Here is a 23,553-nt window from a genome sequence, read left to right as displayed (position 1 = left end):
TTGCTGGATAAGAATATTGACGAAAAATTAGGCAAATTACAAAACACCGAAACCCTTGCTATTAAAGGATTCTTATACTTTAGATGCGAACTCGATATTGGAGATGCCCTGACAAATTTAGGGAGAACTACACCGACATCCGCCCGTGAAATTGTCTTTATTGATGCAGGAGTAGAGAACTCTCAGCAAATTTTGTCCGGGGTAAATCCTTTGGCAGAGGTGATTTATCTTAAGAGCAATGAGAATGGAGTAGAGCAGATTAGTCGGGTACTGAGAGAACGGCAGAATATTGCTACTATTCATATCGTTTCTCATGGTGATGAAGCAAAGTTACAACTTGGTACAACATCGTTAAGTAGCCAGAATTTAAAGCAGTACGCCAAGCAAATTCGGGGATGGGGAGATGCTCTGACTGATACAGCTGATATTTTAGTCTACGGATGTGATGTTGCTGCTGGGAATGATGGGAAAAAGTTTGTCACCCAACTAAGTCGGTTAACAGGAGCCGATGTTGCTGCTTCAGATAATTTGACTGGAGCATCAAATCTTGGTGGGGATTGGGAACTAGAATATACGACTGGTTCTATTGAAGCTACCACCTTAACAAGTGACTATCACCAGGTGCTATTCACTCCTACAACGATTCAGGAACTCTACAATGCTTGGCGTTCCAATACACTTCCTGATTTAAGTTCAATTCAACTAAAACTAGATAGCAATTCCGTACTCAATGGCACTGTTACAATTGCTTCCAACGACTCTAATTTACTGAAGTTAACTGGAACTAATCTCAGTTCATCTATTGGTACAGGACTTAGCACAGCGAATAGCAGTGATGACAAGGGTTTCAACTTTACCAATGCCACACTAAATTTAAGTCTCAACGCAGATTCTACCTACACATATTCTTTATCAGGGCAAGCTGCACTAAATAACTTTGCCGAACTGACCTTATCTGCGGATAATATTACAGCTACTGGTACGCAAGACGGTACAACAGTTAACCTAACCAACTTCCAACTTGACGTTGGCAATGTTACTCGCTTGAGCGGTAGCACTCTTGCTTATAATGCACAGAATGAACAGTTAAACTTCGCTGCAACTAATACATCAGCTTTCATTGGTCACGGTGCAAACACACTTGACACCAATGACAACACAGGACTAACTATTTCTAATGCGACCTTCAATCTCTCTGCTACTTCTGGTCAAGGCTATACCTATGAAGTCAGCAGTGGTCTTGTATCCCTAACCGGGAGTTCAACACTTTCCTTCTCTGCGACCGATGTCACTGCAACAGGTAACGCTTCTAACACCACAGTGACGCTAAATAACTATGCTTTAAAGGTAGATGATGTTGCTAGTGTGAGTGGCACAACACTAGAGTTTAGTGCTAAACAAGGCGCTAATGGACTAAGCCTGACACTTGCAGGTGAAAATGTAAATGGCTTTATCGGTTATGGTGCTGCCACCAATGATACTGCTGATGATGTTGGAGTCGCAGTTAGTGATGTCGGCTTTTCACTCACACTCAATTCTGACAAAACCTTTAGTTACAAACTCAATCGCACTACTACCAGCAACCTGGAATTCCGTAATTTACCACCAGCAGTCATGGCAATTGCTGGCGGCGCTGGCGCATTATTATGGGCAGCCAGTGGTGGTAACGACGAACAAACCTTTACCTTCGATGATGTCAATCTAACCCTGGCAGACAATGCCCGTCTGAGTGGTGACTTCAAACTTCAGGTCAGCAAAGGTGCTAATGGACTAAGCCTGACACTTGCAGGTGAAAATGTAAATGGCTTTATCGGTTATGGTGCTGCCACCAATGATACTGCTGATGATGTTGGAGTCGCAGTTAGTGATGTCGGCTTTTCACTCACACTCAATTCTGACAAAACCTTTAGTTACAAACTCAATCGCACTACTACCAGCAACCTGGAATTCCGTAATTTACCACCAGCAGTCATGGCAATTGCTGGCGGCGCTGGCGCATTATTATGGGCAGCCAGTGGTGGTAACGACGAACAAACCTTTACCTTCGATGATGTCAATCTAACCCTGGCAGACAATGCCCGTCTGAGTGGTGACTTCAAACTTCAGGTCAGCAAAGGTGCTAATGGACTAAGCCTGACACTTGCAGGTGAAAATGTAAATGGCTTTATCGGTTATGGTGCTGCCACAAATGATACTGCTGATGATGTTGGAGTCGCAGTTAGTGATACTGATTTCGACTTACTTTTAAAATCTGACAAGACTTACAGCTATAAGCTCGATAACGCTAGCGCCGGCTTGGTGGGTGTGACTGGACTGACGTTATCAGCTAAGAACATTTCCGCCACTGGGGATGAAACCAGCACGTCAGTTACCATTGGACAGTTTGACTTTGTGGCGGGTAGTGCAGCCAGTCTTAGTGGTAGCGCCCTCACCTTTAAGAAAGATGCCACTAACATCAGCTTCAGTGGTAGCAATATTAGCGCCCTAGTCGGCAACGGTGCAGATACTCCTGATAACGGAAAAGACGACATCGGCGTGAAACTGAGCAACGCCAACTTTAGCTTGACTGTCAACACGGACAATACTTACAACTACACCATCGACAACGCCCAGGTTGCCTTAATCGGCATTGATCTATTTAAGTTCTCTGGGACAGCAAGTGGAAAAGGCGATCGCAATAATTTTAGCCTCCAATTAAATGAACTGAATCTGTCGATTTCCGATTATGCAAGCCTCACTGGTAACTTCAGCTTTAAAGTTAGCTCTACAGATGGTACTCAAATCATTGAGTTGGGTAGTGTCAACGCGTCTGCCTTTGTTGGCATCGGTGCTAGCACCCCAACTGAAGCCGATGATGTCCGTTTAAAACTGAGTAATGTCAACAGCACAGTACAAATTAGAAAGTCACCTCAAGGTCAAAGTGCCTATGCTTACTCGATGTCTGGGGATGTGGCTTTAGATGGCATCAACGGTTTGAGCCTTGGCGGTCATGTCTCTGCTCAGATGAACAAGACTGGTGTTAACGTCATCTTGGGTGGCGTCATGATCGCTACAGGAGTTAACCAAGTTAGTGGTACAGGCTTAAACCTCAGTATTGCCGACCTCACCACCCTCACAGGTGATCTTACCTTTAACATCCGCGAGTCGGATGGAGCAATGCTAGCGGCTGGTAAGAACTTGTCTGCGACTGTAAATCTTGCGGATGGACTGTCGGGTAGTTTGAGTGATGGTACTTTGGGACTGGTCATGTACGGTGGCGGACTCTATGCCCTCCAGGGAAGCGGTAAAGCTAACTTGGCACTAGGAGCTGATTTACAATTTACTGGCGATTTAGGTATAGAAGTTAACCGCACTGGTAAAGTCGTTGATGAAAAGATTCAAATCGGCAACCAAACTGTAGCAGTTAACTTTGTTAGCGCCAGCAATATCACGCGCTTCAATGCCTCGAACTTAGATATGATACTAACTCAGAGTATTAAAGATGCTCTGATTAGCGGTGCCGATAAGTTAATCGACCTGAAAGCTAGCTTAGTACCTAAATACGAAAAAGATGGCACACTCATTTCTGAAAGCTTGTTATCTAAATCACTGCCAGGTACTAATGCCACCATTGATAGTATTTTGGGTATTAGCACTTATCTCTCTCTTGGAGATTCGATAAAGGGTTATATTTCGCCTACCACTGTTAACCAAACCACTCCACAAACCCTACAAGGGTTAATCAAACAACTACGAAATGTTTGGTTACCGACTCTACCAATCGCTAAAGGGCTTGATTTTGTTATCGGTCAAAGTGGCTTCTCGTTGTCTTATGCAAGCGATAGCGAATTCAAACGTAATATCGGTTTATCACTCGACCAAGAAGCGAATCTATTTGGTCTGGAATTGGAAGGTCAAGCAAATATTGAGTTTGGCGTTAAATTAGGTATCGATTTTGACCTGAGCTTCGACTGGAAGACATTTACTTCTAAATTTGACCTCAATAAGCTTTCCTTTAAGGCGACTGCTGAAGCAAAAGATATAGTTCTGGGTGGTTACTTTGGGCCGGTTGGTTTAAGCATCGGTTCCAATGAAATTGGTAAAGAGAAAGGTACGGCAACCTTAAGCCTTGGTGGTGGCATCTCCTATGTAAATAGCGAGTTTAAAGTCACCACCAACGACAACCGCATTGATGTTGTCCTCCCCGTATACGCAACTTTAGCAGGTAACGATTTATCAGGTGGAGCAGCACCAGCCAAGGCATATCTAGAAGGTCAATTATTTGGCGGTACGGGCGTTAAATTCCGTCACGAGAACTTTGATAAACTGCTGAATTTCCGTAACTTCGGCATTGGCGATGTGCTGGTGATGTTCAAGGATTTGGTGGGCTGGGCGCAGCAGTACCGTGAATATGACATCATGCAAACGGAAATTCCGTTTGTGGATCTCTCGCTTGGCAGTGTTCTTGACTTTGCAACTGCTATCAACGATAAAGTTCTTTCAAAGATTGATTTTTATCGCCCACGGGTTGATTTGATGTCCGGTATAGGCGCTAGCATAACTGGCGGTAAGCTGACGGCATCAGGTGCGAACTTTGGTAGCAATTTAGCAGGGAAGTTTGTAACGATTAATGACGCCTCTTACCAAGTTAAGTCAGTAGAAAATAACACGACTCTTGTTATTGATGCTGCTAGCGATATTAGTATTGCCAGCAAAGATTTTGTTGTCCATGAGAAACGTCAACTTCTACGTACATACCAGGAATTGATAGTAGCGATTAATAATTCTGGTATCCTGCCGTTGAGTGTGCCCTTAAGCTATGACCCGATCAAGAATGAGCTTGTAATACCCTTTAGCTTCCGCAAAGACTTACCAGTGCTGAACGACCAGCAGCTAAACTTGGGACTTGATTTAGGTGGTGTTGCATCGCTTTCCACCAATGCCAAGACCTCAATTAACGCTGGTGTTGATGGACGCATGGATTTTGTCATCAACTTTGGCAATACTCCTGGAAGTAAAGGTGTCAATTTATATATCGACAATGTTGAACTTAATGGTAGAGCCAGCCTAGAAGTCAAAGATTTGGAAGTAGCGGCGAAATTAGGTTTTGTGGGCTTAAAAGCAGGCGGAATTGGTACAGATTCTGGGGTAAGGATGGCAGCTACTGTCTCAACCGGGCTAGACCGTGACCCGAATACAGTTACTCCAGGCGATCGCCGTTTTAGCTTTAGTGACCTGATGAGTGGCGACCTCCTCAAATCCTTCTACTTCAAGTTGGACGGTGATGCCCAAGCGAAACTCAAGGGTCTCAAGGTAAATGGTGGTTTTGGTGATATCTCCATCGCGCCAAACGCGGAACTGTCGCTTTACGTACCGACACTTACTAAGTTCAAGAGTGGTGTCCAAACTGTAAACCAGCCAGTTACTCAAGCATTCGATCTCAACGCTGCGATCGCCAGTGGTAAGGTCAAAAACGAAGGCATTATTGTAGTAATGCCCGATGTATCTGATCTACTCAGCCTCAAGAACCTAAATTTTGAGACGGTTATCAAAGGTGTGCGGGCTGGTATCGACTTTATGAGCGATTCTCTTGCGAATGAGTCATTCTACAGTACACCAATTCCAGTTATTAATCGCTCGTTAAGCGAAACCTTTACTTTCCTCGATAGTCTAGCTGCCAAACTAGAAATCGCAGCGAAAAATTCTGCTGGTTTGGTTCAGGAAGTTGAAAATACTATCGAGTCTGCCCTCGGTATTAGCGATGACAACACCTTAGCTGCTGACCAGCAAAAATTCTCCCTCTCCCTCAGCAATGGTGCTTTAAATATCCACTTCAATTGGGAAGCACTATTCTCTGATAAATTCGACTTCAACCTTGATTTAGACACCTTTAAGCAGCTATCAGGTAGTGCTGGTGCGGCGGCACTCGATGCGATTGATGCCCTTGCAGACCTCAAGGGTGGTGGTAAGCTAACCCTAGAAGCGACCGCTAAACTCAACTTTGATATTGGCGTTGACCTTGACAGTATCCTCAAACTCAAACCCAAGATTTTCCTACGGGATTATAACGCCCAAACAGGCAAAGGCACTTATGCCCAAATTGGTGCCCGTCTTGTTGGTACTGGACTTGATTTAGACTTCAAGGCAGGCCCAATCAACATTGGCATTAATAACGGTACTGTTGTACTTGATGCTGATGGGAAAGCTGATACCAAGGATTACGCAGGTCTTTTAGTTGCAATTGACCAAAAAGCAGGTACCTTAACTGACGACGGATTATTCTACATCGGTCAGGAATCCTTTAAGGACAACTTACAAGTCAAACTTCAGGGCGGCTTTGATATCAACTTACCAGTACGGATAGAAATAGCTGGACTTGATTCCAAACTCAGCCCAATCCAAGTTAAAACCAACCCCGTCTACGGCGACCAAGGTTTGACACAACTTTTCAAACATCTGGCGAAGTCTGCTGATAAGGGACAGCAAGATCCCCTCATCATGAGCTTCCCAGACATTCGTGGCGAGTTTGAAAAACTGGGCGGTAAATTCTCACTCCTTGGTTTAATTAACGACCCATCGTTTATTCTCGATAGCGTCGATACAGCCGTGGGAACCCTAGAGGATGTCCTCAGTTCAAACCTCGCTCAGGATATCCCGTTGATTGGCGATAAATTAGGTGACGCAGCTTCGTTCCTACGGGATATGCGCCTGGGTATTTTGGGCGATTTACGTAGAAAATTGAGCGGCAATGGTAAGGCGATCGAATTTATCCGTGAAACCCTGTACAACATCCTTGGCCCTGATAAACTCAATATCCTACTCGACACCAACAAGGACAACCGCATTTCTGTCGATGATGTCATGGTGGGTTGGTATGACAAGCTCGGCAACTTGATGCAAAACTGGATGGTCGGCGGCGCCCTACCAACTGGGGCAGATGCAATCCAATTTGATATGGATTTGGGTGGAAATCTAGTCGGTACAGGTATGAACTTACCGCTCGATTTCAGTATTCCTGGCTTTAGTCTTGATATAAATGGTGGTTTTGCGCTCGATATTGGCTGGAAATTTGACTTTGGCTTTGGCTTTAGCCTCCAAGACAGTTTTTATCTTGCCACCAACAAAGATGGTAGTAAGCCTGAACTTGAAGTTGGTATCAAAGCTTACTTAGACGGTAGCCCTAACGATCCCAAGGTGATAACTCCTTTCAGCGGAGAAGGTAACTTGTTGTTCTTCAAAGCGAAAATGAAGGACAACAACCCAGGTGGTAAAGCTAGCGGTATATATGGTGGACTATCGCTCGACCTCAAAGGTGACAGTCGCGGTCGCATGGCGCTAGGACGTATTCTCTCCGGTCGCACCAAAGACCTATTTGGTGTAAGTTTTGGAGTCGATACCAAGTTAGATATCGGCATGACCCTAGAAATAGATGGTGCGAAGGGACTGCCCAAAATAGGTGCTGACCTAGTATTTAATTGGAGTTGGCAACTGGGCCAAAAGATGATGGCTCCCAGTTTCGGTCTGCGCGATATGCGGATTGACATGGGCAGTTTCGTTAGTGACTTCTTGACACCTATCGCTGAGAAAGTCCGCGATGCCCTCCAGCCAATGAAGCCACTCATTGATGTCCTTGATAAGAAAATAGATGGTTTAGATAAGATTATTCCTGATGACCCCACCCTGAAAGGATTAGTCAACAAAATTATGGTGCTGAAGGGTCGCAAGCCTATTGATTGGAGCTTCATCACCGAAGCCAAGCAAATGCTTGGGTTGGTAGATCAAATAGCTAGTTTAAAAACAGGTGAATGGCTGCCCTTGGGTAGCATCATGGGACTGGGTACCAACAAAGTGGAAACTGTAGCCGCGACGAATGTTCCCCAATCCACCGAAGTTGACAAATTTCTCGCAGCAAATACCCGTCAGGCTGGCTCTGTAAACTCTAGTTCTGGTACCAGCAAGACACCACGCTCTGGCTTCCGAATTATGGAGTATATCAAGGATATCTCCAATTGGAAGAATATTTTAACCGGGGAAAGCGCAACACTATTTACCTACGAGCTACCTTTATTAGAGTTTAGCGCCGACTTTGATGCACTTTTAGCAGTGATTCCCTTAGCACCCACTCCAGCTACAGTTAATATTTCTGCAAAAGGCAGCTTTAGTGCCAAGGCTGATTTAGGCTTTGGTTACGATACCTCCGGTATTCAAAAAGCAATTAAATCCAAAAACCCGCTCGATGCTTTTGATGGCTTCTTCCTCACAGACTTTACTATCCCCACGCAGAAGGGTGTGAAGCCACAAGAAAAGGATGAGTTCACTGTTGAGGCTTACTTAGGTTTAGAAGCGGCTCTGGCACTAGGCATTATTGAGGCAGGTGTCGGTGGCGGTATTAAGGTGAAGATGGGTGTTGATTTACAGGACATCTCCAAACCCACCCTAACTAAGGATGAGTTAGGGTTTGTGACAAATCAAACCTGGCAGAGCGATGGCAAGATTCATCCTTCGGAAATTGCCACAATGTTCAGCTATGACCCCAATAATGATGGTCAAGCTGGGGGTATTAAGAACTTGGCAAATGTCAAGACCGAGGTAAACTTGTTGATCAATGCCTTTGTAGACCTAAATCTATTTGTCAGCAAGACCCGGATATTAGACATTAACTTGATTGACGCTAATTTGCTCACCCTAGAGTATAAGGCACCTAATGTACAGCCTTACTTAGGAAAAGTCGAAAATGGTGTGTTGTACCTCAATAGTGGTAGCCGCTCCAGCTTCCGTAAATATGGCGACATTACAGATAGAAGTGAAACTTTTACCCTATACGGTCAAGGCAATAAAGTTAGTGTTGAATTCGAGGATTACTATCAAACCTTTGAAGGTGTTACTAAAGTTGTTGCTGATGGTGGCGCAGGTGATGATACCTTCGATGCATCTCGCTTGTTTGACATTGGCGTTGAGTTTACTGGTGGTGCAGGCAAAGACAAACTGATACTCGGTACAGGCGGTGGTATCGCCGACGGTGGCGATGGTGATGATGTGCTTGATGCATCGGTTTCATGGCTTCTTGACACTAAAGATACTCGTTATACAAACTACCGCAACACCTTCAAGGGTGCAACGTTGATAGGTGGCGCCGGCAGGGATAAATTAATCGGCAGTATTGCTAACGATGTGCTGCGTGGTGGCATTGGCATTGATAATCTCTCCGGAGGCGGAGGCAATGATATTTACCTATTTGAGGATGACTTTGGACTTGATAGGATCAACGACAGTGAAGGTAATAATACCTTAGACTTCTCGCTTGCAACTAAACAACTCAATGCCACTGTCAATGCCCGTGGCTTTGCTGTCACTCAAGGTGAAGGAAACGAAATTAAGGGTAATTTGACCTTCAATCGCCTGGTTATGGGCGGTGGTAATGACCTAGTAAACATTACAGACTTTGGCGATCGCACTATCTTCATTGACGACAAAGGCGGTAACGATACCTACTTCGTGCGCTTGGGTCGGGCCACTGGTTCCGGTGCTGATGGCATCATTAATCTCAACGACACCGTAGGAGATTTTGATGAAGTAATCGCCGAACAAATGATGAAAGATGCGATCGCTCTCAACCAGAACCAGCTTCGCAACGGTCGTGAAATTCTCAACTATACCAGTGGCTTAGACCGCCTCACCCTCATCGGTCGAGCAGGTAAGGTAGAAGGCATCAATATTCTCGATTTTGGTAGCAATGTCACCTTGAACAACACCGACAACAATGGTGTCTCTCGCAACGGCACCACCGATGTTAGAGTCGTTGCTTCTCAAGCTAGCTTCCAAAGTCAGATTAACGCCGATGCGATTATCGTTGAAACCCTCAACAATATCACTGTCAGCAAGACCCTCAATGCAGTACAAAATGGTTACGTAGATTTACGCACCTACGGTGATAAGTCAAATATTCTTCTTGAGTCTAATATCAAGGTTTCCACAGGCGATAGCGAAGACGGTAAAGGCAGCGGTTGGGTACGGTTGATAGCTGCCGATGGTGCGATTATTAATTCCAATGCCTCCAGCATTATTGGTAGCGATAGTCACTTAATATTGAAAGCGAAAAATGGCATTGGCAGCGACAAAGCCGCTCTATTAACAGAGGTCGGAACATTAACTGCTGCAACATCACTCCACGGAACAGGCAACATTGTAATTGAAGAAGCCGATAGCCTGAAACTAACCAATTTAGAGAAGACAGCAACGGTTGTTAACGCCGGATTAACAATTCCTCAAGTTAGCGTTACACCTACTTGGATGCAGAACAACCAATGGGTAACACAGCTAAGTAACGACTGGCGCAGTTTGATTACAGATGGTAATGAACAGTATGCGATCGCCAATGGTAGCGGTAACGCATATATCACCCTCCTAGCTCAAGATTCTCTCCTGACATTACTCAGTGGCAGCATTACCGGACGCAAAGCTGGGGCAAATATTGTCCTGAGTGCCGATGATATCAACTTCCGCACCGGAGCCAATCAAGTCAACGGTATTGGTAATCTCACCTTACAAGCCAATCAACTGGCTTGGACATACAGCCTCGGTGCAGCCGCCGAAAATTCCGCTGGTGCTGATCTCAATGATGTTGGTATTAATAATCCCAATGTTATGGAGTTATCTAGTTTAGACTTGGCGGCGATCGCTGGCGACTTTGACACCGTAACCATCGGTCGTACCAATACTGGGAACAAGATGACCATCGGGGATGTAATGTATGGTACTACAGGCAAGATGGTAGCCACACCTCGCAATCCACAAGCCTATCAGCCAGAATTCCGCAACACCACTATTCTCAAAACAGATCATCTTGATGTTAGAGGCGATGTCCGTGCACCAGGTGAAATTCTGACCATTGAAGCTCGCACAGCCCAAATTAATAAGCAAAATATCCACAACCCCAATGGTAAACCTGATTCTGGTATCACCGCTGGTAATTTGGTAATGAACCTGACTGAGCAAATGGTAGTCAGTGGTTGGTTACGCGGTACTCAAAATGTCACCATCAACATTCAGGGTAGTACAGGTACTAATACCCTAGTCACCTACGAAGACGGTATTAATAGCCTAAAAACAGATATCGGTAGTGATATTACAGTCCTCCAAAGCGGTAGTTTAGCCAAAATTAAAACTAGTGGTAGCATCAAAATAGCTGGTTTAGTCGAAGCCAAAGGGGTTAATTCTGGTATTGATATCTGGGCTGATACCATGACCCAGGTCATGGAAGGTGGTGTGATAGCCGCTCGTGAAGATTACGGTAATATCAAGGTTTCTGCTGGTGAAGTGGTGATTATTGAGAGTGGAGGTGCAGTCACCGCAGGCGCTCGTTTTGATGATATTAACGGTAAACCCACTGCCGTGAAGACGGGCGAAGGTGCAGACGCAACGATTATCTCGCCGCATGAATTAGTAATTAAAGGCACTGTCACCACCAGCGACCAGATGAAACTCAGTGCTGGTAGTCCCTTAAATCACTACAAAAATGACTACTTCAGTAAGTTACCTAAAGATGGTAAGGGTAAAGATCACTATCTAACTGCCATTGGTGAAGATCAATTCGGTATGCTGATCACTGGTACATTAACCAGTCTGGCTGATGACACCACCTTGAAATTAGTTGCTAGTGATGACATCATTATCCGGGGTAACATCGACGTTCTCGGTCATAATTCTGACCTGAAGATTAGTACACCAACTTGGGTTTACTTAGAAACTTTCCTCAATGTTCAAGATAACATCACCATCGAAGGTGGTTTTGATGCCGATGGTAAGAGTACTAATGGCGCAAACACCGAAGGTTCTAGTGTTTATGTTCACGGTACAGCCAGAATTAACACCAAGCAAGCGGGTAGCAGCATCAATATTCGCGGAGCGCAAGATGTTGACATCTTAGGTGCAGTAGTTGCCGGTGGTACGATTGGCGCAACTGGCGTAACTTGGGCTGGTAACGACTCTACAGTGACTGTTACCGCAGGTCAACAAATCTTCTTAGATACTGGTCTACTTGCGTCAAAGTCTGTAACCATGAATGGTGGTATTGCTGGCGCTGATGATAATGGTATTGGCTTACTGGTGACAACTGCGGGTGGTGCAACCGCGATGGGCTTAACTTCCGATGGTTCTGGTGCTTTAATCGCCATGAAAAATGCCGGAAACATGGAAATGATGGGTACTTTAGTATCCGGTGGTAAGTTAGTCCAAGTCTTTGATAATAACGGTAATCTGCTCTCACAAACCATTGACTGGTCTGGTAACTACGGTGAAATTAACATTCAATCTGCTGGTCAAGCCTTTATTGGTGGTCATACCGTTAATAAACAAGGTGAACCGATTGAAACTGGTGGTTACTTATTCGCCAATGACCTCATTAAAGTCACAGGCGGCGCACACAGTTCTGGTACAGGTGCATACATTCAAGCAGCCAGTGAATTAGTTACCCATGCTGCTAATAGTTCCATTGAAATTAACGCCGCCCAAGATGCAGATGTTCAAGGTTTATTAGTACCAGGTGGCGAAGTTACCACAGTTCGAGATAGCAAAGGCTCTTACATGGGTCGCTATGTCAGCGACTTTGGTGGCGAATCAACTATCAAAATTACCGCAGAAAATCAAGTCAGAATTGGTCAAACCTTGCGTGCAGGTAAACGAATTGATTTGATTGGTGGTATTGATCCTGTAGAGCCAGGAGTAAACCACTCCGGTAAAGGGATGGTGCTTTATGGCTCAACGCAGATTTCAACTTGGGGCAAAGATAGCCAAATCAACCTCAACGCCCCCGGAAGAATTGACATCCTTGCACCTGCACACACCAATGAAATTGAAGCCGCAGGTTTCTACGAATTCGCAACTGGTGTACTCAGTCAAGATGTCACCTTAAAATTACGCCTTGATAAAGTTGGCTATAAAATTGAAGCCACTGTTACCCTCCCTGCTAGTGCTACTGCTAATAACACTCAAGTAGGTAACTTAGTTGCAGACTTAAATGATGCCATTAAAAACGCAACTTGGAAGGTTGTAAGCTCCCAAGATACTACCACCCGTCCAATTGGTAGCACCTACAATGGTTTTGACGAATTTGACATGAGCGTGGAAATTCGGGAAGGTCGCTTAATGTTGACCAGTTCCTACGAAATTACTTTCCTGAAAAATGGCTCAACTAACGCTAATAAGTTAGGTTTCACCAACCTGACCACTGACTTAACCTCAACCTTGCCTTACACTATCAAGGCTGATAAAGTCGGCTCAGTTGTCACTATTGGTTCTCCAAATGGGCCAAATGGCAAGTTATATATTGCTGGTAAGATACTGGGTTACAAAGCAATCAACCTTAACAGTGGTAAATCTCCCGATGGTATTGATATTGACCTCGATGGGACTGGGTTACTAGAAACTCGTGATGGTTCGATTCAAATGAATGTGGGAACCTACGGCATAGTCAAAGGGGATATTATCGCTGGCGGTGCAGGTTCTGACATTATCCTCACTGCCGAAAATACCCTTGAGTTACACGGTAGCCTCACTGCTAATGATGAAGTGCGCTTAAGTGCTGGTGCAAATATAGTAGCAGGTAAAACCAGTATTCACACCTTCGGCACCAGTAAAATTAATGGACGTTTAGTTAATATTGCTGGTTTAAATGATGTCATCATAGACAGCACCATTGGCGAAGGTAGCGTTGGTATGACCAACCTTAATATTGCTGCTACCTACGGAAATTTAACCCTTGCACGCACCTCTGGACGAATTATTACCGATGCAGATGTGACGATGACAGGTAAGAACGTCAGCATTGAGGGCGTACTTCGCAATACCGCAGGTGATGCTAATGCGAATACCACTGAAATCTTAATTGCAGCTACCAACAACGCTACCTTAATGACTGACATCATCAGCCAAGGTACAGTCAAGATTGCAGCGGGTAATAACATTGAGGCTTATAACGGTCAAATTCTGGTACAAGGTACAGGAGAAGTCCTCAATATTAGCCAAACTAATGCCAACGGTAACATTAAGTTCGGTCGCACTATCTTAGTTGATGGGCAATATCAGCAACAAGGCTTAGATTTAGCGAGTGTTAGCAACGTCACCATTAACGGTACGGGTACTGTTAATATTGGCTCCGGTGTCCGCGTCATGAGCAGTGCCGATAACAGCACGGTTAACGTTACTGGTGATGTAATTAATGTAACTGGTTCACTGTTGGCTGGTGCTGCACTTAACAACAACACCGTAACTTGGACAGGTAAAACCGCTACAGTTAACCTTAGCGCGACAGATGTTGTCACCTTCGGTGGTGCTGGTGTAGAGAACGGTAAAATGGTAACTCGTGGTGGTTCCGCTTGGGCGACTGGTAACGTCAACATTAATATTGCTGGTGGTGCTAATCTGCTAGACTTCACTATGAACGATCTCAGTTCCATTAAGAGTGACGCAACTGCACGCTTTGCGGAAACAGGTACATCAATCTTTGCAGATATCACTGATAGCAAGATTAATATTACGGCTCAAGGACAAGTTGAAATTGATGGTTTAATTCAGGCTTATGACGATAATGCCGATATTACGATTGATAGTGCAGGTTTACTGTTAATTAACGGCTACCTGAAAGCAGAAGATACCCTTACCGTTGACGGTGGTACAAACGCTCAAGGTTACGGGTTAATGTTGACACCGTTAATTTACCGCGATCCTCAAGGACGTTTAATTGATAGTTTTAGTTTATACATTAACAGCAACGGTGAATATGTCGATGCTAATGGTGTCAAATTAGCTGTAAATGCTGCTCCAGTCTCCAGTTCTGAACTACCAGCTAAACTCACCCGCATCAGTGGTGGTACGTTAGAAACTGCATTCGGTGGCAATATTAATATCTCGGCTGAAGCTGGTATTGTCTTAAGTGGACAAGTTGCACCCTCTAATGGCACTACTGTTAACCCTGAAAAAATCAGCATTATCAGTGAAAATAATGCAGGTGATGTCTTCATTGACAAAGCGATCGGAGCGCGTAGCCAGATAATCGTTAAAGGTAAAAATCTCTATCTGCTGGACTACCAAGAAACTGATCTTCTCAAGTCTGTACGTCCCAATAATGCTTTAATTAAAACCTATGGCGGTGCTATAACCACTGATCCCAGCATTCAAATTCATGGTACTGGCAAAGTCATTATTGCCAAGAGTCAAGCACCTCTTATCCCTCCTTCAGCTTTAGTGGATTCTTATAAAGATATTGAAGTCATTGCTGATTCTCTCTGGGTGCAAGGTTATTTAGACAGCAATACAGATGTCACCTTGAATGTAGTCACTTCAGCCGAGATTAATGGTTTAGTTACCGCAGCGCAAAACATCAATGTTCGGGCTGGTATTAACCCCAACTGGGATTTAAGCACACTCCGAGGTACAGTTACTCGTTCTCAACTCAGTGGCGGTAATATTCTGATCAATGGTACAGGCACTTTAAAAGCCAATAATATTGCCACTCTCCTCGCTGGTGGAACAGTTACCATTAGTGCAGATTCTGCCCTTGGTGCAGGAACTAAACCTGTACCCATTCCCTTTATTACCCAAAAAGCCATTACTGTTCCAGTTGTCACCGGAACTAAGCAAGTTTCTGATGGCACAATTCAGGTTGAAGTAGTTAACTGGATACCCACTACCGTTACCGAACAAGTAGGAGTAGATCAAGTTCGCGTGGGTAATGAATTCTTCACAATGGATGTCAACCTCAGTCAAGATAGTTACTGGAATCCCAAGACAAATACTGAACGTGAATGGTTTGTTAATAAGGTTGACTATAATACTTCTGCGATTACAAGTTGGTCAGCCACAAAATATAGCACAAGTAATAAGTGGGCTTATACTGACGCTCAAGGAAAGAAAGTTGAAACTGATATTGCAAATCCCAATCACAGTTTCAATGAATTAAATGATAACCAGAAAAATGTTGTTCTAGAATATTTGGGTTACTACAAACTCTATGATTTTGGTTATAGCAATGCTAAAGTCGATCGCACAGTTAATGGTAATCCTACTCGCACTGATGTTTATTGGAATCTAACTGAAACTACAGAATCTTATAAAGATGATTCTGTTAATGGACAAACTTATCGCAAAGAATTCATTGGTGGAGAGGACTACAAACAAGCTGGTTTCATTAATACTATTGACTATGATGTTAACCAGGTTAACTGGGGTAGTGCTGGTAAACCACTAAGCGATCATGTTTTTGCTGATTTGACCGCCGCACAAAAAGATAAGGTAGCCATTTACAAAGGTTATTCTAACTATCAAGCTTATTTAAATACTTTGGCAAATGGTGGCTTATACAACTCCTACGATGTGGCTACCAATCCTAATAATATTGCAACCACAATTATCAAGATTGATGTTGATGGCTGGAATGATAAATATATCCGTGTGCCAGTAGGAATTGCGGCTGATTTAGCAGCAATACTTAGAACCGTGTCTCAAGGTGAGGCGAAACTTTTAAATGACAATAATAAAAATAAATTTAATGAGCTTTCGCCTAACACTTATAATTCATTACATCAATGGATAACTCAAGGTAGTGTTTCCTCTCCTACGGGTGAATATGTTGGGTATTATTGGGATGTCGCAGATGTTAACTATACTCAAAAAGCATCAAATTACTACTATCAAAATGATGGCTATCCTGGTGGCTATAATACCCCTCATAACCCCCAAGAAGATGGAGAGGCTTATTGGGATGTAACCTACGTGAACAATACTGGTACAAGATTCTTTAATGTGAATGAGCGTAGCACGGTTAATCTAGGCATAACTCCTGAGTGGAATAGTGGTAACACAACATCAAACCCAGTAGAAGCTCTTTATACAATGGGTCGTTACACCAACCATATTAAAGCTTACAATCAATATGTAACTACCTTGAGCGATAACACATCATCTTTCACTCAAAAATCTTCTAGTATTAGAAGTAATCAATTTGGCTTTAGATTCGATTATTGGGGAGACTGGATTAACCTTGGTGGCTACTGGATGGACAATGATGATGGTTCCGGTACGCCTTATGATGATGAAGATGAGATGCCGACATGGGGTTGGAGAGACCTTAACCCTGGCGATCAAAGTAACATGGATGACATATACAACGATAATGGACATCCGAATGATTTAGATGATGAAGTTTCAGGGCATTACTCCACTACGCTTGGATTGAGCAACGCTAACTTTGATATTTGGAAATCCCAGTACAATCAAATACAGACAAAAAGTGAGTACGTCGAAGACTTGCAAGGTACGGGTGGTGACGATATTGGTGGCTTTGTTCGAGGGCGTAACGAATTAACTGATAATATTTACCAAGATTGGAACGATTACCAGTACCACTGGATTTCTCGATATAAACCCATCTACGATGGGCGTGTGCAACTTTCTTATCAGTGGGTAAGCCAAGAACAAGATATTTATGATGGTCGCCCACGTTACGAAACCCGTAATATTCAGGTAAAAGATGTCAGCATCAGAACCGATAATAAATTCCGCACGGAAAACATCACCGCCTCTCAGGGTGCTATTAACAACTACTTGATTACCAATGGTGAACGTCAACATGGTTTAATGACGGCTGACACCATCAAGCTCACCGCTAAATCTGGTATTAGTGCCAATGTTGACGTTACTACTTTGGAGAATGTGAATAACACCAGTAGTGGTAATATTGACCTCACAGTTGATAAAAAAGCTACTACCGATGTTCAAGCCACGATCGCCAATAATAACGGCAATATTAATATCAACTCCATTAGTGGTATTCGTTTACTCAACGTCACAGCTTTAAGTGCAGGTAACGATATTCAGATTACTGCTGGTGGTAATGTCACCGTTGATAAATTAAAAGCGGCCGATCAGCTTACCCTCAACACCAATAGCGTATTAACCCTGGATCTCGAGGCGACTGATGATTTATCTGCTGGTACTTCTATGAACATCTCCGCAGATAGCATTATTAGCAATAACACCAACCTGATTCGTGCTAATACCTTAGATGTCAACACGGCTAACGGTAATCTCGATCTCTACACCCAAGTCAATAACCTGAGCCTAGAAGCAGGTGGTAGAGGTAATGTCAGCATTAACAACATTGCTACTACCTTAAATCTCACCTCTGCGAAAATTAGTGACGGTAACTTTACCCTGAATACTAGCGGTGCATTAGCCGCTACCTTGGTGAAGTTGATTAATAATAGTCAAGCACGCACCTTTAACATTACCTCCGGTGGCGATATGACCTTCGGAGAAATTAATGCTGGTTTGTACGGTGATTATGATGCCCAAGGTAACTTAATTGCCAGCAGTCAAATTAATCTCACTTCTAAGAATGGTGTAATTCTCGCCTTCAACCCCAATGATGGGATAGCTGATGTAGTGGCGCAGAAAATAACTGCTACATCTGGAAAAACGATTAATTTTGAAACAGCCACAGAAACTAATGGACTATCTGCAACTGCTAACACTGGCGATATCTTAATTGAGAGAATCAGCGCCGATGATGCGAAGACGCTAGTTTTAGGCGACCTGATTGCATTGCAAGGTAATGTGAAAGTTGTTACCGCAGGTAATCTAATTGCGAATACGAGAATCGAATCTGCCACCTACGGTAGCATCGAACTTGTCAGTAAGACTGCCAATGTCATTGTCACTACTTCTACCACTAATCTTAGTGATAAATTACTCAAGAGTAATACTCTAAAATTACGGGCGACGCAACAAATCATTATCGATAAAGATATTACCCTGGAAGGAACGACGCTCTTAGAACTTGCTTACGGTAAAACAGGTATTGTTCAGGGTTCCGTACAACTACCTAAAATCAAGACTAACGAATTGACATTAGAATTAGGTTCCGGTAGCATGATCGTCTCACCAGAAACCTTTGTTGACTCTACTGGTAAGGCAATTCCTTTAGAAAAAGTTAACTTAATTGCACGCGGGAACCAAATCACTGAAGGTCAGTTTGTCGGCTACTACCGCTACCGGGATGTAAATAGCAACAATAATTACTACTTAGACACAGCAGAACTTGTTCAAGGCACAAAAGTTTATCGTCAATCTGGTAATAACTTAGTAGCGCTAACGGCTGCTGAAATTAATAGCTTAAGACTGGCTCCGGTACTGAATACCATCAGTTATCAACTCATCGAAGAAATGAGCGGTCGGTACGTCTTTAGTGGTAATAATAGTCGTGAATACTACATCGATGGTTATGAATTAGGTAAAGGTGGCGATCGCAAAAATCTTAACGAGATTCCCAATGGCACTACTGTTTACACCCGTCAAAATGACGCAGGGCTGTACGCTTACACAGTTGTAGACCCGAATGAAACCCAGAAGGATGCAAATGGCAATGATATCGTAGTTGGTTACAAGGTTGTTTACTCAACTGAGTCCGATTACAAGAAATTCACAGCACAAAATCCGCAGTATAAAGATGTCCAAATTAAATTTACTGCGGTTAATAACTATCAATATTTGAATCTGCAAGCCAAGATGCAGCAGGAGTTAGCTGGTGGTATTCAGTTAGTAACTCCATCGGGAATTCTTCAAGAGCAACGCACTGGCTTCCCCATAGTTGCTGGTTCCATAACATTAAAAGCACAACGGGACTTAGGTAACATTAGCTTCAAAGATATTAAGGGAACCAATGTCGGAATTTCTAGTGGTGCAGATATTCTTTTCATCGACACACCCACCGCACAAAACCTGAGTTTGGCATCTACTGGCTACTTCAACACCCAAGGTGAGTTGATTGGTGGTCGTCTCACTACTGCTGCTGGAGTCACTTTGACTGCTGACAAGTTAGAACTAATGGCACTCAAAGAGATTAATGTCAGCACCAACGCAGATCAACTGACAGCGATCGCCACCACTGGTAACGTGACTATCAAGGAAGTAGATTCTGTCACACTAAGCAATGTCTCCGTTCAGCAAGGTAGCTTGAATCTCTCCGCAGGCGACACAGTTCAGGTAGGTAAGGTAATTGCCACAAATCAGGTCAACCTTACTGCTCGTCAGGTGAACAGTCTATCTAACGATGAGGTAGCAGATTTGACAGCCCAATCACTGACAATTAAAGCGATCGCTGGTGTGGGCACGGATACTCAACTGCTGGAAACCTCGGTCAAAACAGTAAATATGACCGCAGGCACTTCTGTTAACCTGAGTAACTATGGCGAACTAACTGTCACTGGCGTAACCGCAGGTGGTGGAGTACAACTTGAAACCCACAGTCCTCTGAATATTGTAGGTGATATCAATGCAGGCGATAAAATCCGTCTGCAATCAGGTGACTCTCAATTTGCAGGCGATGACTTGACAATCAACGCTGCCATTCGGACTATACAAGGTAATATTACCTTGAATTCTGGTGATAACCTGATGATTGCATCAACGGCAGTCATCGAAACAGCAGGTGAAATTACCATCCAAGGTGACTTTAATAATAAAGACTTTGGTATCGGTAGTACTATTACCTTAAGCGGTACCCTCAAGAGCATCGGTGTTAAGATTAACACTGGCAACGATAGCGATATTATCAACATTGATGGAAGCATCATTAACTACTCAGCAACTGGTATCCTCACGACTATTATTAGGTCGCAAAATGGTAACGATATTATCAACTTGGGGAATAAGAACAAAACCCTCAACAACATCGCAGGTTCGATAGATATCAATACTAGCGATGACTTTGATACCTTAAATATAGAAAATAGCGGCAACCCGTTGAACAATAACCTCAAGGTGACGGTAGATAGAATCTCCGGTTTAGCAGGGATGACAGGTGATATTAGTTACCTCAAGGTTGAAAAAATTAATATCAACCTGGGTTCGGGTAATAACTTGCTCAACATTGCTTCCGACATTACTGCTGAGGTAAATGTCAACTCCGGTCAGGGACAAAACACCATCTTGATGGACTACGCTAACAAGACAGAAGCATTCGACCTAGTTCTCGATAACGGTAAGATCGCAGGCTTCACAGGTGCAGGTAATCTAGAATATACAAACTTCCAAGCGATCAATGTCAGGTTGGGTACAGGCAATGACAAGTTCACTATCAAGGACACCAGCTTTACCCAGAAAATTTCAGTAGACGCAGGTGCGGGTTACAACCAGTTAATAGTTGATGTCGCAGATGAAACCAAGAGTCGCAACGAAAGCATTAAGATTACACAGAGCAATGTCTTCGGTATCGGTCTCGATACCCGCTTCCAATACTCAGGCATGAAGGAAATCGATGTCCAATTAGGTTCCGGTGCCGACAACATTAAGTTGGTCAATGATTTTACTGGCAAGCTCAACTTTAATACAGGTATCGGCGCTGACACCTTAGTTCTGGAAAAAACTCTGGGTATTACTAACATCGCTACTCAAGAAGGCGCCGATATGGTATTCATTAAAACTATTAGCGCTGCTACCTCGGTTGATACTGGTGCTGGTGATGACTATATTGAGATTGCTAATAATAACAACACTGTCGATAGCATTGCTGCATTGCTAACAGTCAGCGGTGGAGAGGGTCAAGATTACTTAACAGTCAACGATTCTAGTGATAGCGACAACAGTACCCTGACGTTAACTAACAGTACTATCAGGGGTTTAGATTTAACTGCTGGCATTAACTACAGCCAACTGGAAATGCTCGATGTCTTAATGGGTTCGGGAAGCGATACTGTAATAGTTGAAAGCACTCACCAAGGAATTAGCTACATTTCTACAGGTGCTGGTAGCGATACAGTGAATGTCGAAAGTATATCTGGAGAAACCAGTGTTAAACTCGGCGCTGGAAATGACACCGTAAATGTCGGCAATATTAACCAACTCGTTGATAATATCTCAGCAGCACTGATTGTATCGGGTGGTATGGGTATCGATAGCCTTAATATCGATGACTCTGGCGATATTACTAACAACACAGCCATCCTGAATGACACGTTGATTACTGGCTTCGGCATGAACGGTGAAATCAACTACGGCAACTTCGAGAGTTTAGATATAATCATGGGTTCTGGCAGCGACATTCTCAGCATTGAAAGTACTCACCAGCAACTAACATATATCGATACAGGTGCAGGTGACGATACAGTCAATGTCGAAAATATCTCTGGTGAAACCAACGTTAAACTCGGCATCGGCAATGACACTGTAAATGTCGGCAATCTTAACCAACTTGTTGATGATATCTCAGCAACGCTGATTGTATCAGGTGGTACAGGTAACAATACATTAAATATCGATGACTCAGGTGATACAAAAGACAACACAGCGATTCTCAACGATACCTTAGTTACTGGCTTCGGCATGAACGGTGAAATCAACTACGGCAACTTCGAGAACCTAAATATCAACTTGGGTTCGGGTAGCGACATTCTCAGCATTGAAAGTACTCACCAGCAACTAACATATATCGATACAGGTGCAGGTGACGATACAGTCAATGTCGAAAATATCTCTGGTGAAACCAACGTTAAACTTGGTGTTGGCAATGACACTGTAAATGTCGGCAATCTTAACCAACTTGTTAATGATATCTCCGCAACGCTGATTGTATCAGGTGGTACAGGTAGCAATACATTAAATATCGATGACTCAGGTGATAAAAAAGACAACACAGTGATTATCAACGATACCTTAGTTACTGGCTTCAGCATGAACGGTGAAATCAACTACAATGACATTGAAAACTTAAGTATTCTACTTGGTTCGGGAGCCGATTTAGTTACCATCGAATCTATCTCAGTAGACACCAATATAGATACTGGTCTTGGCGAAGACTTTATCACTCTCGACGATCTCAGCTTACTTTCTGCTCGACTTATAGTTGATGAAGAAAGGAAGAACTAGTAGTTTATTGAAAATTTGCTAATTCTCGATTTGTAGAGACGTGATATCTCATGTCTCTACATTTATTTTGTTTATTCATAATAAAATCAGGATTTTTATAGGCACTGTTTGAATTTGCTGTTTTTTTATAACAGTAATTATACGATCTTAACAGCCCTAATTGCAGGTAAATTACGTATAAATATCATTGCTAGTTAACCTTCTGTGGTAGCTCCTGTGTTCTTAAATTTAACAGAGTTCGATCTTGCTTACGAGTTAGAAATATCCTCAAAGGAGCGTCCATGTATAAGTCACCTCATATAGATGCATTCTCCATATTTACTTATCTTTACATAGTTTGTTTTTATTATGTCTACTTACTAAATTAACATTTAAATTGCATTTAAGAGTAATTACTGAGGTTGTTACTATGTAAAGTACTTAGAATAACAAGGTACATACAACAAGTTCAAAAGGGTGCAAAGATTAATTCTTCAATATAGTGTTCACTTGGTAAGAGGATGTCTGAGAAGTATTAAACATTTCGCCTGATCCCCCCTAGCCACCGTTAAAAAGGGGGGAATTTATCTCAAAGTCCCCCTTTTTAAGGGGGATTTAGGGGGATCTACAAGTCTTAAATACAACACCAAAAAGTTTTCAGACATCCTCTAAGGATAA

At 43.2% G+C, this 23,553-nt stretch carries 1 protein-coding gene; it reads left to right on the top strand.

What is annotated here, in order from left to right; all coding sequences use genetic code 11:
- A complete protein-coding gene (locus tag ACFE93_RS14295) occupies window positions 1-22,896 on the top strand; it encodes a DUF4347 domain-containing protein (RefSeq protein WP_375473913.1) in 22,896 nt (7,631 codons plus the stop codon).
- Window positions 22,897-23,553 lie beyond the last annotated feature (657 nt).

The sequence above is a fragment of the uncultured Nostoc sp. genome (assembly GCF_964247315.1).
Classification (GTDB): Bacteria; Cyanobacteriota; Cyanobacteriia; order Cyanobacteriales; family Nostocaceae; genus Nostoc.
The sequence above is the reverse complement of the archived record's forward strand: the minus strand, read 5'-3'. Positions and strand labels throughout refer to the sequence as shown.